Consider the following 15,261-nt stretch of genomic DNA (forward strand, 5'->3'; position numbering starts at 1 on the left):
GATTTTTCGATTAGAACCGCCGGCCGGTCGCGTTACGTGTATGGCCCACTTTAAGTCCGCTTCCCATTCATCCCGCGGAACTCGTCCAGGAGGTCCGCCCACACCTGCATGAGCACAACCCTTTCTGGCCAGTAGGTCGCGCGGTTGTAGGCTCGGCGCACTTCGTTGCTGTCCAGATGCCCCAGGGCCGCCTCGATCACATCGGGAGAGTGCCCATGCTCGTTCAGGATCGAACTGGCCGCCGCCCGGAACCCGTGGGAGGTCATCTCGTCCTGGGTGAACCCCATGCGGCGCAGCGCCGAGTTCATGGCGTTTTCGCTCAGGAGCTTTTTGTTCGAGCGGATCGAAGGGAAGATCAACTCGCTGGCGCCGGTCAGCGGGCGGATATCGGCGAGCACCGCCAGCGCTTGGCGAGAGAGGGGTACGACGTGCGGTCGGCGCATCTTCATGCGTTCCGCTGGAATGCTCCAGGTCGCCCTTTCCACATCGACCTCACCCCATCGAGCGCCCCGCACCTCGCCCGGCCTGGCGAATGTCAGTGCGGTGAATAAGAGCGCCGACCTGACCGTAGGCCAGCCGGTGTATTCGTCAACGGCGCGAATCAAGCCGCCCAGCGCCTTGGGATCTGTGAGAGCCGATAAGTGGCGCACCTTTGGCCGCTCCAGCGCGTCCCTCAGTGCGAAGGTTGGGTCGGTTTCGGCTCTGAGTGTCGCGATGGCGAAGCGAAACACTGCCCCTATCGATGACCTCAGGCGACGCGCCGTCTCTCGCCGGCCACTCCGCTCAACCTGCTGCAACACGGATAGAATCTCGAAGGCGGAGATTTCAGCTATCGGCCGGTGGCCCAAGCTGGGGCCTGCTAGATCCGTAAGAAGCCAGCGCTTCTTAGCTAGAGTGACTTCGGCAATTCCTCGCCCCTTCAGGCGCTCTATGAATTCCTCGGCTACGGCCGAAAACGTGTTGGCGGAAGACACGCTGGCCGCAACCTTCTCCAGCTTGCGGACCGCGGAAGGATCCTCGCCAGCGAGAAGTTGCCTCTTGGCCTCTTCCCGCTTTTGGCGCGCCTCGACGAGGGGAACGGTGGGGTAGGGGCCAAACGAGAGCTGCTTCGGCTTGCCCGCGAATCGATAGGCGAGGCGCCAGATGCGACTACCATTCGGGTTAACAAGAAGGTGCAGGCCACCGCCGTCAAATAGCTTGTACGGCTTGTCTTTTGGCTTGGCGTTGCGCAACGCCAGATCCGTGAGAGGCATATGTAGGCATCTCGCTGTAGGCACACAATCGATGCCTACAAGCATGCCTACGCGTGCGCGAGATTCAATCGGACCACCGTGGACCCCGGGAGACAATCAAAGGGGGCTAACCACTTGATCTACCATCGCAATTGGACGTTACAAGACGTCTGTGGATGGCAAAATGGTGCCCAGGAGAGGACTCGAACCTCCACGGCTTTCACCACTGGTACCTGAAACCAGCGCGTCTACCAATTCCGCCACCTGGGCCCCGTCCGGTTGTGGCCGGCTGGGAGCGCGACACATAGAGGGGGGGCGGCTTGCTTGTCAACACGCTCTTTGCGCTCTTCCGCGGAAAGATGGGGAAGGCGGGTGCGGCCGGCTGGGCGACACCCGCCTTGCCGTCAGGCCTTGAAGTCGGGCGGGCGCTTTTCGATGAAGGCGCTCATGCCTTCCTGCTGGTGGGCGAGGCCGAACTGGGACTGGAACACCCGGCGCTCGAAGCGGATGCCCTCGGCGAGGGAGGTCTCGTAGGAGCGGTTCACCGCCTCCTTGGTCTGCATAGCCACGGGCAGCGACATGCCGGCGATCACCTTGGCCACCTTCAGCGCCTCGGTCATCAGCTCGGCGGCGGGGATGATGCGGGAGACGAGGCCAGAGCGCTCGGCTTCCACGGCATCCATCAGCCGGCCGGTGAGGCACATTTCCATGGCCTTGGACTTGCCGATGAAGCGGGTGAGGCGCTGGGTGCCGCCCGAGCCGGGCATGACGCCGAGCTTGATCTCCGGCTGGCCGAATTTCGCGGTGTCGGCGGCGAGGATGAAGTCGCACATCATGGCGAGCTCGCAGCCGCCGCCCAGGGCGAAGCCGGCCACCGCCGCGATCACCGGCTTGCGGGTGCGCGAGAGGCGCTCCCAGGAGGTGATGTAGTCGTCGAGATACGTGTCGGGATAGGTGAAGTTCTGCATCGCCTTGATGTCGGCTCCGGCGGCGAACGCCTTCTCCGAGCCGGTGAGGATGATGCAGCCGATGGCGCGGTCGGCCTCGAGCACGTCGAGGGCGGCGTTCAGCTCGTTGATGAGCTGGGCGTTGAGCGCGTTGAGCGCCTGCGGGCGGTTCAGCCGGATGATGCCGACCCGCTCGTCCACCTCCAACAGGATCGTCTCGTAAGCCATCCCTATCTCCTCCTCAGCCGGCGTGACACCGGTCGATAGCCTCGGCGGCGCTTCGCGCACACGGGTGACGTGCTCTAGCGTGTCCCGGCTTTGATGCGAAGTGGCAGCCTCGCACAGCGGCCGTGCGGCGCTGCGCTATCTCTGGCAGACCGGGCAATAGAAGGTAGAGCGCCCGGCTTGCACGATGCGCTGGACGATGCCCTTGCAATGCCGGGTGCGGCAGGGCTCGCCCTCCCGGCCGTAGACGCGGAAGGTGTGCTGGAAATAGCCGAGTTCGCCGCTCACCTGCTTGTGGTCGCGCAGGGAGGAGCCGCCCGCCTGGATGGCCTCGCGCAGCACGTCGCGAATGGCGGTGACGAGGCGCTCCACCCGTGGCGTCGGCTTGCCGTCCTTGGTGACGATGGTGTGCGCAAGGCGGCGCGGCGAGAGGCCGGCGCGGAACAGGGCCTCGCAGACATAGATGTTGCCCAGCCCCGCCACCAGCTTCTGGTCCAGCAGCGCGGCCTTCAGCGCGGTATTGCGGCGGGCGAACGCTGAAGCGAGATAGTCCGCATGGAAGGCGTTGCCCAGCGGCTCCGGGCCGAGCCCGGCGAGGAGCGGATGGCTCTCCAGCCGGTCGTAGGGAACGATCAGGATGGCACCGAAGCGGCGCGGATCGTTGAAGGTGACGGTGGTGCCGCCGGCGAGGTGCAGCACCACATGATCGTGGGGGCCGGCCGCGGCGCGCGGATAATGGAAGGCGCCGGGCCGGCGGGTTTCCGTCCCCTCGACCCGGATGGAGCCGGACATGCCGAGGTGCAGGATCATCACCTCGCCGCCGTCCAGATCGGCGAGCAGATATTTGGCGCGGCGGCCGATGGCCTCCACGCGGCGGCCGGCGAGGCGTTCGGCGAAATTCTCAGGCAGCGGCCAGCGCAGGTCCGGGCGGCGCGCCTCGGCGCTTTCGATCACGGCGCCCTGCAAGACGGGCATCAGGCCGCGGCGGACGGTTTCCACCTCGGGCAGTTCGGGCATTTCGTCCTTAAGGGTCACGGGCGCGCCACAACCGGCGCGTGATTCATTTCGGCCTCCAGCATCCCGCCTTGGGCGTCGCGGCGCAAGATGCCGCAGCCCCGACAGGAGCCACATCAACAGGGCTCAGCCCTTGCGCAGGATCTTCTCCAGCGGGCGCCCCCGCGCCAGCTCGTCGATCAACCTATCGAGATACCTTATCTCGCGCATGGTCGGCTCGGCGACCTGCTCCACCCGCACGCCGCAGACCATCCCGGTGATGAGCGCGCGGGCCGGGTTTGGCGCGGGCGCCTCGGCGAAGAAGGTCTCGAAATCGGTCTTTCCGGCGAGAAAGGCGATGAGCTCCGCATCGGAATATCCGGTCAGCCAGCGGATGACCGTGTCCACCTCCGCCCGGCTGCGCCCCTTGCGCTCGGCCTTGGCGACATAGAGGGGATAAACGCTGGCGAAGCTGGTGGTGTAGATGCGGTGCTTCGGCATGAAGCCCTCTCACTCGGGCGGAGCGGAGGGCGCCGGGCCGGGCGTGTCGAAATCCAGCTGCTCCAGCCGCAGTCCGCGCCGGGCGATCTTGTCGGCGGAGATGATGACACGCTGCACGTCGTCGCCCACCTGGGAAAAGTGCTTGGCGAGGTCGCCCACCCGCTCGCGCAGGCGGCTCACGTCGTCCACCAGTGCGGCCACCTCCGCGCGCACGCGGTCGGCCTCCTCGCGCATGCGGGCATCCTTGGCGATGGCCTGCACCACCTGCACGGCCAGCATCAGCAAGGAGGGCGAAACCAGCACCACCCGCAACCGGTAGGCCTCCTGCACCACACCGTCGAAATGCTCGCTGATCTCGGCATAGACGGATTCGGACGGCACGAAGATGAGCGCCACGTCCTGCGTCTCGCCGGGGATGAAATAGCGCTCGGCCACGTCATAGACGTGCTTCAGCAGATCGTTACGCAGGCGCTGGCCCGCAGCCTTGCGGTGCTCGGCGGATGGCGCCTCGCGGAAGGCGGTGACGGCTTCCAGCGGGAATTTGGAATCGACGAGGAGCGGGCGTGGATCCCCCGGCAGGAAGATGGCGCAGTCCGGCCGCTTGCCGTTGGAGAGGGTGTACTGGAAGGCGAAGCTGCCGCGCGGCAGGCCGTCGGCGACGATGGCCTCCATCCGCGCCTGCCCGAAGGCCCCGCGCGCCTGCTTGTTGGCCAGCGTCTCGCGCAGCGAAACCACCTGCGCGGAAAGATCGCCGAGCGTGCGCTCGGCCGTCTCCACCATCACGAGGCGCTCGGCGATGCGGGTCAGGCTCTCATGGGTGGCGCGGGCGGCGGTGGAGAGAGTCTCCCCCAGCCGGTGGGAGGTCTGGTCGAGGCGGTCTGAGACGGCGCGGGCGAGCTCGCTCTGCCTTTGGGCGAGGATCTCCGTCATGCTCTGCACGCGGCCGGCGGTCTCGGACTGGACGCGGACCAATTCGCGCAGGCGGCGGTCCATCTCGTCGCGCCGGAGCGCCTCCTCGGCGACCACGGCGGCGCGCGCCCGCGACTGGCGCACGAGGCTCACCAGCACCAGAAACAGCAGCAGCGCCAGCACCGCCGCGGCGACCGCGGCGGCCTCGGCCACGGTGAAGGGCCGTCCGCCGAAGGTGAACAGCACAACCGGCATGCCTTGCTCTTGCGTGAACCTTCTCTTCTTACGTGATTCTCTTCCTTGAACAAACGGCGAACATGTTGACCTATGCGGCAGCTTCGCTTATCTCGCTCGAATGACGATCCGGCCCATCCTCATCATCCCCGAGCCCAAGCTGAGCACGCTTTCCACCCCGGTCGAGACCATCGACAGCGAGGTGCGCAAGCTGGTGGAGGACATGTTCGAGACCATGTACGACGCCCCCGGCATCGGGCTGGCGGCCATACAGGTGGGTGTGCAGCGCCGCGTCATCACCATCGATGTCGCGCGCGACGGCGAGAACAAGAAGCCCATCGCCCTCATCAATCCCGAGATCATCGCCGCCTCGGAGGAGACCTCCGTCTACAGCGAGGGCTGCCTCTCCATCCCCGAATATTACGAGGAGGTGGAGCGCCCGGCGAAGGTGGCGGTGCGCTTCCTGGACATCGAGGGCAAGACGCGTGAGGTGGAGGCCGAGGGCCTGTTCGCCACCTGCGTGCAGCACGAGATCGACCACCTCAACGGCGTGCTCTTCATCGATCACATCTCCAAGCTGAAGCGCGACCGCGTCATCAAGAAGTTCACCAAGCAGGCGAAGCACAAGGCCGAGGCCTGATCCCGCCGCGGCGGGAGATCACGGGGCACGAGGGTTCATGCGCATCGTCTTCATGGGCACGCCGGATTTCGCCGTCCCCACCCTCTCGGAGATCGTCGGGCGCGGCCATGAGGTCGTCGCGGTCTACACCCGCGCGCCTGCCCCGGCCGGCCGGCGCGGGCTCGACCTCACCCCCTCCCCCGTCCATGCGGTGGCCGAGCGCTTCGGCCTGCCGGTGTTCACGCCCAAGAGCCTGAAGGGCGAGGAGGCAGCGGAGGCCTTCCGCGCCCACGAGGCGGACGTGGCGGTGGTGGTGGCCTATGGGCTCATCCTGCCGCAGGCCATCCTCGATGCGCCGCGCCTCGGCTGCCTGAACCTGCACGGCTCCCTGCTGCCGCGCTGGCGCGGGGCCGCGCCCATCCAGCGCGCCATCATGGCCGGCGACCGGGAGACGGGCGTCGCGGTGATGCAGATGGAGGCCGGGCTGGACACCGGCCCCGTGGGCCTCGTGGAGCGCATCCCCATCGGGGCGGACATGACCGCCGGGGATTTGCACGACCGGATGATGGTGATCGGCGCAGACCTCATGGGCCGGGCGCTGGCCGCGCTGGAGCGCGGCGGCCTCGCCTTCACGCCCCAGCCGGCGACCGGCGTGGAATATGCCGCCAAGATCGAGAAGGCCGAAACCCGCATCGACTGGTCGAAGCCCGCCCAGGAGGTGCACGACCACATCCGCGGCCTCTCCCCCTTCCCCGGCGCCTGGTTCCCCCTCGGAGCGGAGGAGGCGCGGGTGAAGGTGCTGCGCTCGACGCTGGCAGAGGGGTCCGCAGCGCCCGGCACCGCACTGGATGACCGCCTCACCATCGCCTGCGGCGCGGGGGCGGTGCGGCTCGTGGAACTGCAGAAGGCGGGCAAGCAGCCCATGGGGGCGGAAACCTTCCTAAGGGGAAACAAGCTCGCACCTGGGTCGCAGCTCACTTGAAGCCGAATTCGGCCTTCAGAATTTCATAGAGCTGTCCAGCGCTCCGGCGATCCAGTTGCACCGATTGGCTTATCTTGTGCGGGTTGGCTCTCGTGCCACGGCCATAGGTGTCGATTTGAAGTACCCGCCCACCCTCGGCTTCGAAGGAGCAAACGTGTGCCTCAATGGCCTCATGAACTTTGAACCGCTCTTTGTCCTGCCTGACAAAATTCTCAATAAGTGCCACGAGCGTTCTCTCCGTTGGAATTAGCCGGAAGTGCCTAGATATAAGCTCACCATCGAATATGACGGCACCCCCTTCGCCGGCTGGCAGATGCAGGCGGACCTGCCCACCGTGCAGGGTGTGCTGGCCGAGGCTTTTCAGCGCTTCTGCGGGGAAAAGGTGACGGTGGCGGGCGCCGGGCGCACCGATGCCGGCGTCCATGCCACCGGGCAGGTGGCCCATGTGGACCTTGCCAAGGAGTGGCGCACGGACACGGTCCGCGACGCCATGACGGCCCAGCTTCGGCCCCACCCGGTGGCCGTGCTCTCAGCCGAGCGGGTGCCGGACAGCTTCGACGCCCGCTTCTCCGCGACCAAGCGGCACTATCTCTACCGCATCGTCAACCGCCGCCCCGATCTCGCGCTGGACCGCGACCGGGCGTGGCGCATTCCCCAGAAGCTCGATGCGGAGGCCATGCACGCGGCGGCGCAGCGGCTGCTGGGCAAGCACGATTTCTCCACCTTCCGCGCCGCCGAGTGCCAAGCCGCCTCGCCGGTGAAGACGCTGGACCAGCTGGACGTATCCCGCCACGGCAACGAAATCCGGGTCGTCACCTCGGCCCGGTCGTTCCTGCATCATCAGGTGCGCTCCATGGTGGGCTCGCTGATGCGGGTGGGGGAAGGCCGCTGGAGTGCGGACGATCTCGCCACCGCCCTCGCCGCCGCCGACCGCACCCGCTGCGGCCCGATGGCCCCCGCGGCGGGGCTCTATCTCGCCGCCGTCAGCTATTGAGGCTGCACGATTCCGCCCGCTTGAGCCTCGCACTGGGCAACATCCTGTAAACGTTCATCGCGTCGCAGGTTGGAACGGTCCGGCCCTCTAGAGCATTTCCACTGGGAAGACACCTCAGGGGCGATAGAGGACAACGGGTCCGATGTTCAGTTTCCGTATGCCGCGCTGGCAGCCTTCGCGCCGCCGCGTTCCCCTCTCCCTCGCCCATCTGGTCGCCCGCGCCGTACCGGGTGCGCCGTGCGGATGGATTTTCTTCGACGGCAGCGAAACCCGGATCGATACCCAGGAAGGAGAGGCCGTCATCATCCCCGGCGGCGCCTTCTTCCCGCGCGAGGCCCATCGCTTCGCCAACGAAAGCGAGGCGCAGGCGGAGGCCGCCCGGCTCAACGATGCCAGCCTCTGCCTCGACCGCCCGTGGCGGGTGCGCCCTGCATCCGCCTTCGCGGTGGAGCGCGTCGCCGCCTCCGGCAAGATGCTGGAACGCCACGGCTGAAGCTTGTGTCACCGGACCAAACGCAAAAAAGCCCCCGGTGACGGGGGCTTTTTCGCATTCGGAGGCTGGAAAAGCTCAGATCGAGCCGTTGATCCACTGCACCAGCTTCGCCTTGGGGGCGGCGCCCACCTGACGGGAGGCGATCTTGCCGTCCTTGAAGAGGAGCAGGGTGGGGATGGACATGATGCCGTACTTGGATGCCGTCTGCGGATTCTCGTCCACGTTCAGCTTCACGATGCGGACCTTCTCGCCCAGCTCGCCGGACACTTCCTCCAGGATGGGGGCAACCATGCGGCAGGGGCCGCACCACTCCGCCCAGAAATCGACGATGACCGGCGCGCTGGACTTCAGCACGTCCTGATCGAAATTCTGATCGGAAACTTTCTCGACGGCCATGACATACCTCGTAGGGCAGAACGGGGAGAACCACTGGATGTTGGGGAGAACGTAGGTAGCCGCTCCCCTCCCCGTCAAGGCGGGTTCACGCGCCCTTGACGCCGAGGGAGGCGAAAGGCGGGGACGGAACCCCCAGCCGGTCCAGCGCCGCACCGAGCCGGGAGGCGGCGAGCGGCACCACCAGCGGCCCGGCCGTATAGACAAGCCGTGCCTCCACCGGCCGCCCACCGAACGCCTGCGACAGAATGGCGCCATAGACCGCAAGTTGGGAAACATAGCTTTCGCCGGCCTCCGCAGGGTCCCCGGGCGGTGTCCGATCGGTCTTGAAGTCGGCCACAAGGATACGGTCAGGCAGGACGACGAGCCGGTCGATGCGGCCGTTGACGGCGAACACCTCCCCGCCCCCACCCGTGATGCGGCCGATCACCGGCACCTCGGCCCGGCTCCCTGCGCCGAACAGCTCCGCGAGCGGCGCATGGCCGAGCACGCCGAGCGCCTCGGCGAGAATCGCCCGGTGCGCCGCCTCGTCCACCCCATCCGCCGCATGGCGCAGCAGGCGCAGGCCCGCCGCCTCCCGCTCGGCCGCCGCCACCTCCGGCAGGCCGGCCAGCAGGCGGTGGACCAGATCGCCGCGCACGAGGGGGGACAGCGCACTCTCGGGCAGCGGCGCCGGCATGGCCGGTCGCTCCGGTCGAGGCTCCGCGCCGTCGATGCCGGAGGGACGCAGGCGCCGCAAGGTTGGCTCGGGCGGCGGGGGATTGGGGAACGATAGCGCCTCCGCCTCCTCGACCGCCGCTGGCACGGGCGCGCCCGCCTCCGCCACCTTCAGCCCCGGCCCCTTGCGCCAGCGCAGCACCTTACCCTCGAAGCCCAGCGGCTCACCCTCGTCGGCGTCCGGCTCCAGCGCCGCGCGGGCGAGGTCGTACCAGCACCCCTCGGGCCGGGCGTGGGGCTTGTCCTTGGCCGGCGCACGGGTCTCGGCGCCACAGATCACCAGCGCGTCCTCGGCGCGGGTCAGGGCGACGTAGAACAGGCGGCGATATTCCTCCAGCTCGCGCGCGGCGGCCGTGGCACGGGCGGTGGCGAGCACCTCCGGGTCTTCCGCCTTGCGCGGCGCCAGCACCGGCACCCCCTCCCCCGGCAAGGTGAGCAGGCCGCCGGCAATCCGCGGGCGGGGCATGTCCACCGTGTCGGCGAGGATGACGAGGGGCGCCTCCAGCCCTTTCGCGCCATGGGCGGTCATCACCCGCACCTCGTCGCGGCCGCTCTCCATGTCGCGCTTGGTCTCGGCCCCGCCGCGTCTGAGGAAGGCGAGGAAGCCGGCAAGGCTCGCCGGCTCGGCGCCCTCATAGGTGCGGGCGAGCGCCATGAACTCGTCCAGCACGTCCGCCGCCTCCGGCCCGAGCCGCGCCAGCATGGCCCGCCGCCCGCCATCGCGGCCGAGGACGCGGCCGTAGAAATCGAACGGCCGCAGCCCCTCCGCCTCGCCCTTCCAGCCGGCGAGGCGGGCGGCGGCGGCGCGGTGGCGCGCATCGTCGGAGGTGGCGAGCACGGAGGCGAGCGTGCCCTTCCGCTGCGGGCACAGGGCCATGAGATCGTCGTCGGTGAAGCCGAACAGCGGGCTCTTGAGCACCGACGCAAGGGAGAGATCGTCGTGCGGCGAGAGCAGCGCGTCGCCCAGCGCCATCAGGTCCAGGGCGGCGATGTGCTCCGGCACCACGAGCCGGTCCGCGCCGGCCACCTGCACGCGCGGGTCCTTCAATTCCTTCAATGCGCGGATAACCGCCTCGAACACCCGCCCGCGCCGGCGCACCAGCACCAGCACGTCGCCGGCCCGCATGGGCCGCCCGTTGCGGGAGGGGATGGCGAGGCCGTTCGCAATCCCCGCCTGGATGAACCCGGCGATGCGCGCAGCGAGCCGGCTCACCGGATCATCGGAGGGCACCTCGTCCAGCGGCCGCCGCCAATTGTCCGGCTCAGGATGGGGCTCGGGCACGGTAGTGGGCCAGATCTCCACCAGGGCCGGCGCATCGGCGCGGATGGCGGCGTGGACGGGCCCCACCCCATCCAGCGTCAGCCCCGCATGGGCCACCTCGCTCTTGAAGATGGCATCCACCGCCTCCAGCACGCCCGGCGCCGAGCGAAAGGAATGGGGCAGCTCCACCCGGCGGAAGCCCTCCGCCCCCACCTTGCGCTCAAACGTGGCACGCATGGCGCCGAAGGCGCGCGGATCGGCGCCCTGGAAGGAGAAGATGGACTGCTTCTCGTCGCCCACCACGAAGATGGTGCGGGTCACGCCCGCCCGCGCACCCTCGCCTGAGAAGAAGTCGGAGGCGAGGCCCTCCACCACCTTCCACTGCTCGGGGCTCGTATCCTGCGCCTCGTCCACGAGGATGTGGTCGATGCCCTGGTCGAGCTTGAACTGCACGAAGGTCGGCTGCTCGGCGAGCAGGGCCGCGGCCTTGGTGATGAGGTCGTCGAAATCCAGCAGGCCCCGCGCCGCCTTCTCCGCCTCGTAGCGGCGGCAGGCCTCGGCGCCGAGGGTGAGGGCCGCGCCGGTGCGCTCCAGCGTCCAGGCCGCCTTGAGGCGGTCGTCCAGGCCGGCGAGGCGGTCGCGCTCGGCGGTGAAGCGGACGAGAAGGTCCGGCTCGCGCGTGCCCATGCCCTTGGTGAGCAGGTTCTTGTCGGAGCGTGGCCCATCGCTGCCGAAGAAGACGCCGCGATAGGCGGCGAGCGCCGAAGCGTCGTCCCCAGCGGCAGCAGCGGCGGCGAGGTCGTCGGCGCGCTTGCGGTCGGTGGCCTTGTCGGAAGTGGCGAGCGTCGCCGCGACGCTTTCCCATTCCGAACGCGGCAGATGCGGGCTCGCCAGCATCTCGGCTTCCACATCCGCTACCGTCAGTCCCGCCGGCAGCCCAAGCGCCCGCGCCACGGCGGCGCGGCGGGCAGCGGGCGTGTCACCCAGGGGGGAGATGCGCGCCCGCAGCGCCACCGCCGCCTCGATGAGGCCGGTCAGCCCGCTGTCGGACATTTCCTCGGTCAGCCGCGCCAGCGCCTCGCCGGCCGGGGACGCGGGGGCAAGGCTCGCCGCCACCACGAGGTCGGCGCGGATGCGCGCCATCAGCTCGCGGCGGGCCACCTCGTCCAGCTCGCGGAAGCCGGCCGCCACGTCCGCCTCGAACGGGAAGCGGTGCAAAAGGCCGCCGCAGAAGGCGTGGATGGTCTGGATCTTCAGCCCGCCCGGCGTCTCCAGCGCCGCCGCGAACAGCCGGCGCGCGCGGGCGCGCAGAGCTTCATCCGGCGCCTCGCCCACCGTCTCGGCGATGGCGGCATCGAGCGCGCCATCGTCCATGCGCGCCCAGCGGCCGAGGATGGCGAGCACGCGGTTGGCCATGTTGGCCGCCGCCGCCTTGGTATAGGTGAGGCACAAAATGCGCCCCGGCGGCGTGCCGGCGAGCAGCAGGCGGATGACACGGCGGGCGAGCACATGCGTCTTGCCCGAGCCGGCATTGGCCGAGACCCAGGCGGACACGGCGGGGTGGGAGGCTTCCGACTGGCGGCGGGTGGCCTCGGACTTGGGATCGCGGGCCAGATCGGGGCTGCTCATTCGCCCTCCTCCCCGGCCAGCGCCCATTCGCGCACGCGGGCGAGGTGGTCATAGTCGCCATAGCGGCCGGACCATTGCGGCGCAGCGAGCGAGCGATAGCCCTGCGCCACGTTCTCGAACGCTTTCAGCAGGCTTTCGAGGCCCGCGAGGGCATCCTCGGCGAGATCGTGGGTGGAGCGGTCCTTCACCTTCACCGGCTTTTCCGCGCCGCCGTCGGCCCCGCCCTTCAGCTCCACATAGGTGAGTTCTTCCACCGGCGCGCCCGGCACACCCTCGAAGCCGCCACGACGGGCCATGGCCGCTTCCAGCGGCAGCTGCGGGGACAGGGAGGCCGCCTGCTTGGCGCTCGGCGCAGTGCCGGTCTTGTAGTCGATGATGGCGAGCGTCCCGTCGCGCTTGATCTCGATGCGGTCGGCGCGGCCGGTGAGGCGGAAGGTGGAGGCGGCCAGCGGAATGTCGAGGCTGCCCTTCGTCTCGGCGACGATGTGGTCCAGATGGAGGCGCCGCTCGCGCTCGAAGGCGACGAGGAAAGCCGCCGCCCGCTCGAACCGTGCCCACCACAGAGCGTGCTCGGCCGGGAACGCCCTCAGCGGCGCGAAGGCGCGGGCGCCCTCCTCGATCAGCTGTGCCAGCGCGTCGGGGGGCAGCTCATCGGGAAACGCCTGGGTGAAGCGGCCCACCGCCTCGTGCAGCGCGCTGCCCCGCTCCGCGCCGCCCGGCGGGGCGTCGAGGTCGTCGAGCGGAGACAGGCCGAGCACGTGGCGGGCATAGATGGAATAGGGATCGCGCAGGAAGGTCTCGATCTCCGTCACCGAGAGCCGGCGCGGGCGCAGCTCCAGCGGCGGCGCCGGCGCTGGACGGGTGGCGCGGGGCACGGCGGGCGCCTCGTCGAGGCTACGGGCGGCCCGGACGAAGCGGGCGCCGCGCGCGCGGGCGGCGTTCCACTCGGCCTCCCCGGCCACGGTCTTCAGCCGCTGCACGAAGCGCGAGGGCACGCTCTGTGTGCCGCCGACCTTGGCGGCGAAGCTCAGCACCAGTTCGCGCGCGCCGAAGCCTTGCGCGAAATCGTGGGCGGAAAGGCCGATGCGCCGCTCCGGCAGGTCCAGCCCCAGTTGCGCCCGCATGGGCCGGCTGAGCCAGGGGTCGGTCTCGGGAATGGTCGGCCAGGAGCCCTCCACCAGACCGCCCAGCACCATGCGGTCCACATGGACGAGGCGCGCCTCCAGCGGGCCGAGGATGCGGATGCGCGCATGGGGCTCCGCGCGCGGGCGGACCATGGTGTCGGAGAAGAGCGCGCCCGCCGCATCGGCATAGGATGAGAGGTCGAGGGCCGGGCCATCGCCAGCCACGCGCTCCAGCGTCTCGAACGTGCGGGCCAGTGCCGCCTCCGCGGCGTCTTCCGCCTCGGGATCGAGCCGGCCGGCGGCGGCCTCCACCGCGGCGCGATGGGCGGCGACGAGTTCGTCGAGGGGAACGGCGCCGGGCCGGTCGCCCAGCGCCAGCAGCGGGCCGAGAGCCGCCTCCAGCCGCTGCACCAGATCGCGCGCGGCAGCGACCGCTGTGCCATCGATGCGGCTGCGCGGATCGGAGCGGCGGTAGCCTTCCGGATCGTGCGCGTCCAACGCCGCGCGAAGCCCGGCGATGCCGGCGGCGGGGCGGGGTCCGCGCAGGGTGGCCAGTTCCAGCGCAGCCACCGCGTCGGCCTTTCCCTGCCCATCGAGACCGAAGCGCGCCAGCGGGTGGGTGAGGAGCGCGAACAGCGGCACCGGCGCCAGCCCTTCGGCCGCCGCCGTCACCAGCAGGCCGGCGAGACGCCCGGCCGGGGCATCGGCCAGCGGCGTGCCGGCGGAATCGTCCAGCGCCACGCCGAAGCGCGCCATCTCCGCCGCCACCCGCCGCGCGAGATCGCGATCGGGGGTGACGAGGGCCGCCGTCTCGCCCGGGCGCTCCAGGCTGTCGCGCAGCAGGAGGGCGACGGCCAACGCCTCGGCACGGGGATCGTCCGCCTCGACCACGCTGATGCCAGCCATGGCGGCGGCGAGACCTTCCGGGGGCAGACGCTCGGGAAGGGTGGCCCAGAGGTCGGTCGTCTCGGCCTGCCGCAGGGCCTCGCCCATCAGCCGCTCGCGACCGAAGGGGGCCGGCGGTGCCAGCGGGATCACCTCGCGCCGCTCCACGCCGAGGGTGCCGAGGAGACGGGCGAGGCCGTATTGCGGATGATCGGGCGCGCCGAGCACGGGATCGGCCAGCCGATCGAAGGACGGCGCATCGAGGTCGAGGTCCAGCCCCGGCAGCACCACGGCGCCATGGGGCAGGCTGGCAATGGCCTTCAGCAGGCGCGCGGTGGCCGGCATGGAGCCGGTGGAGCCGGCGGCGATCACCGGCCCGGCCGCCGTGCCCAGCGCCGTCAGCCGGCGCGCCTCCGCATCCACCAGCGCGTCGCGGCGGGCGGCGGGCTCCACCAGCCCTTCCTCTGCCAGATAGGCGGAGAAGGCGCGCCGGGCGATGCGCACGAAATCAAGCCCCACCTTGAAATAGCGGTCCAGCTCGTCCGGCACGAGCCCATCCATTCGCTCGACACCGAGGCCGGCGGTGGTCAGATCGTCGAACAGGGAGCCCAGCGCATCGGCCAGCGCGAAGGTGGAAGCAGTGCCGGCGGCGACCGCCTCCCGCTCCACCGCCTTGGACAGCGTATCGCGCCAGTGCGCCACGAGCCGCGCCAGCACGAGCCTGCGATGCACCGGCGCGATGGCGTGGGGCGCGGCCAGCACCGGGGCATCCTCGGAGAAGGCGAGCGCATCCTCGTCCACGTCGCCGAGGGGCACGATGCGCGGCAGCAGCAGCGCCGTTCCGCCCGACGCTTCCAGCAGCGCCTCGGCGAACAGCCGCCCGGCGCGGCGGGTGGGCAGGAAGACGGTGGCGCCGGCCAGCGCGAGTGGATCGTTACGCGGCGCGAAGCCCTCCACCAGCGCGCCATCCAGCAGGGCGCGCGCGAGCACCGGCAGGAAAGGCGCGGAAGGCGGAATGGTCAGCACGCGCGGCACGGCTTCACTCCTGTCGAGGCGCGAGCGCCTCTTCGCTCAAACGCCGCGCGGGCTTTCTCGTGGTCCCCGCTCAAACGCCGCGCGGGCT

13 protein-coding genes and 1 tRNA gene are annotated in these 15,261 nt (G+C 69.8%); 4 read left to right on the forward strand and 10 right to left on the reverse strand.

What is annotated here, in order from left to right; all coding sequences use genetic code 11:
- Nucleotides 1–50: 50 nt before the first annotated feature.
- The 6 genes from FHT36_RS07965 to FHT36_RS07990 form a co-directional block, all read right to left on the reverse strand.
- Nucleotides 51–1,253 carry a phage integrase central domain-containing protein gene (locus FHT36_RS07965; RefSeq protein ID WP_169121953.1) on the reverse strand — a complete coding sequence of 401 codons (1,203 nt, stop codon included), beginning with the start codon at nt 1,251–1,253 and terminating at the stop codon, nt 51–53.
- A 164-nt stretch (nt 1,254–1,417) separates the two neighbouring features.
- A tRNA-Leu gene (locus tag FHT36_RS07970) sits at nt 1,418–1,502 on the reverse strand.
- 134 nt (nt 1,503–1,636) lie between these two features.
- Nucleotides 1,637–2,407 carry an enoyl-CoA hydratase gene (locus tag FHT36_RS07975; protein ID WP_169121954.1) on the reverse strand — a complete coding sequence of 257 codons (771 nt, stop codon included), beginning with the start codon at nt 2,405–2,407 and terminating at the stop codon, nt 1,637–1,639.
- A 135-nt stretch (nt 2,408–2,542) separates the two neighbouring features.
- Nucleotides 2,543–3,421: a bifunctional DNA-formamidopyrimidine glycosylase/DNA-(apurinic or apyrimidinic site) lyase gene (gene mutM, locus FHT36_RS07980; protein WP_169122220.1), complete on the reverse strand. Its 879-nt coding sequence runs from the start codon at nt 3,419–3,421 to the stop codon at nt 2,543–2,545.
- A gap of 123 nt (nt 3,422–3,544) precedes the next feature.
- Nucleotides 3,545–3,898: a DUF2200 domain-containing protein gene (locus FHT36_RS07985; RefSeq protein WP_169121955.1), complete on the reverse strand. Its 354-nt coding sequence runs from the start codon at nt 3,896–3,898 to the stop codon at nt 3,545–3,547.
- 9 nt (nt 3,899–3,907) lie between these two features.
- Nucleotides 3,908–5,062: a DNA recombination protein RmuC gene (locus FHT36_RS07990; RefSeq protein WP_169121956.1), complete on the reverse strand. Its 1,155-nt coding sequence runs from the start codon at nt 5,060–5,062 to the stop codon at nt 3,908–3,910.
- 100 nt (nt 5,063–5,162) lie between these two features.
- On the opposite strand from FHT36_RS07990, the gene def reads away from it, so the two are divergent.
- Entirely contained in the window at nt 5,163–5,681 is a 519-nt protein-coding gene (gene def / locus FHT36_RS07995; RefSeq protein ID WP_169121957.1) for a peptide deformylase, read from the forward strand.
- 37 nt (nt 5,682–5,718) lie between these two features.
- The gene (gene fmt, locus FHT36_RS08000; protein WP_169121958.1) at nt 5,719–6,642 is read left to right on the forward strand and encodes a methionyl-tRNA formyltransferase; all 924 of its coding nucleotides are present in this window, start codon (nt 5,719–5,721) and stop codon (nt 6,640–6,642) included.
- Here the strand turns inward: fmt and FHT36_RS08005 are convergent.
- Entirely contained in the window at nt 6,635–6,868 is a 234-nt protein-coding gene (locus tag FHT36_RS08005; RefSeq protein ID WP_169121959.1) for a methionyl-tRNA formyltransferase, read from the reverse strand. The two genes, fmt and FHT36_RS08005, sit on opposite strands and share 8 nt — an antisense overlap.
- Nucleotides 6,869–6,898: 30 nt before the next feature.
- Between FHT36_RS08005 and truA the strand changes: the two genes are divergently transcribed.
- Together truA and FHT36_RS08015 are read left to right on the forward strand one after the other, a co-directional pair.
- On the forward strand, nt 6,899–7,636 hold the full coding sequence (gene truA / locus FHT36_RS08010) for a tRNA pseudouridine(38-40) synthase TruA (RefSeq protein WP_169121960.1): 738 nt from the start codon (nt 6,899–6,901) through the stop codon (nt 7,634–7,636).
- Between the two features lie 142 nt (nt 7,637–7,778).
- Nucleotides 7,779–8,129 carry a hypothetical protein gene (locus tag FHT36_RS08015; RefSeq protein ID WP_169121961.1) on the forward strand — a complete coding sequence of 117 codons (351 nt, stop codon included), beginning with the start codon at nt 7,779–7,781 and terminating at the stop codon, nt 8,127–8,129.
- Between the two features lie 75 nt (nt 8,130–8,204).
- Here the strand turns inward: FHT36_RS08015 and trxA are convergent, their stop codons facing one another.
- The 3 genes from trxA to addB form a co-directional block, all read right to left on the reverse strand.
- Nucleotides 8,205–8,525, reverse strand: a complete 321-nt coding sequence (gene trxA, locus FHT36_RS08020) for a thioredoxin (RefSeq protein ID WP_024276966.1) — start codon at nt 8,523–8,525, stop codon at nt 8,205–8,207.
- 85 nt (nt 8,526–8,610) lie between these two features.
- The gene (gene addA / locus FHT36_RS08025; protein ID WP_169121962.1) at nt 8,611–12,129 is read right to left on the reverse strand and encodes a double-strand break repair helicase AddA; all 3,519 of its coding nucleotides are present in this window, start codon (nt 12,127–12,129) and stop codon (nt 8,611–8,613) included.
- Entirely contained in the window at nt 12,126–15,173 is a 3,048-nt protein-coding gene (gene addB, locus FHT36_RS08030) for a double-strand break repair protein AddB (RefSeq protein ID WP_169121963.1), read from the reverse strand. The genes addA and addB overlap by 4 nt, the downstream gene beginning before the upstream one ends.
- Nucleotides 15,174–15,261: the final 88 nt, after the last annotated feature.

Source organism: Xanthobacter sp. SG618, from assembly GCF_012932745.1.
Taxonomy (GTDB): Bacteria; Pseudomonadota; Alphaproteobacteria; order Rhizobiales; family Xanthobacteraceae; genus Xanthobacter; species Xanthobacter flavus.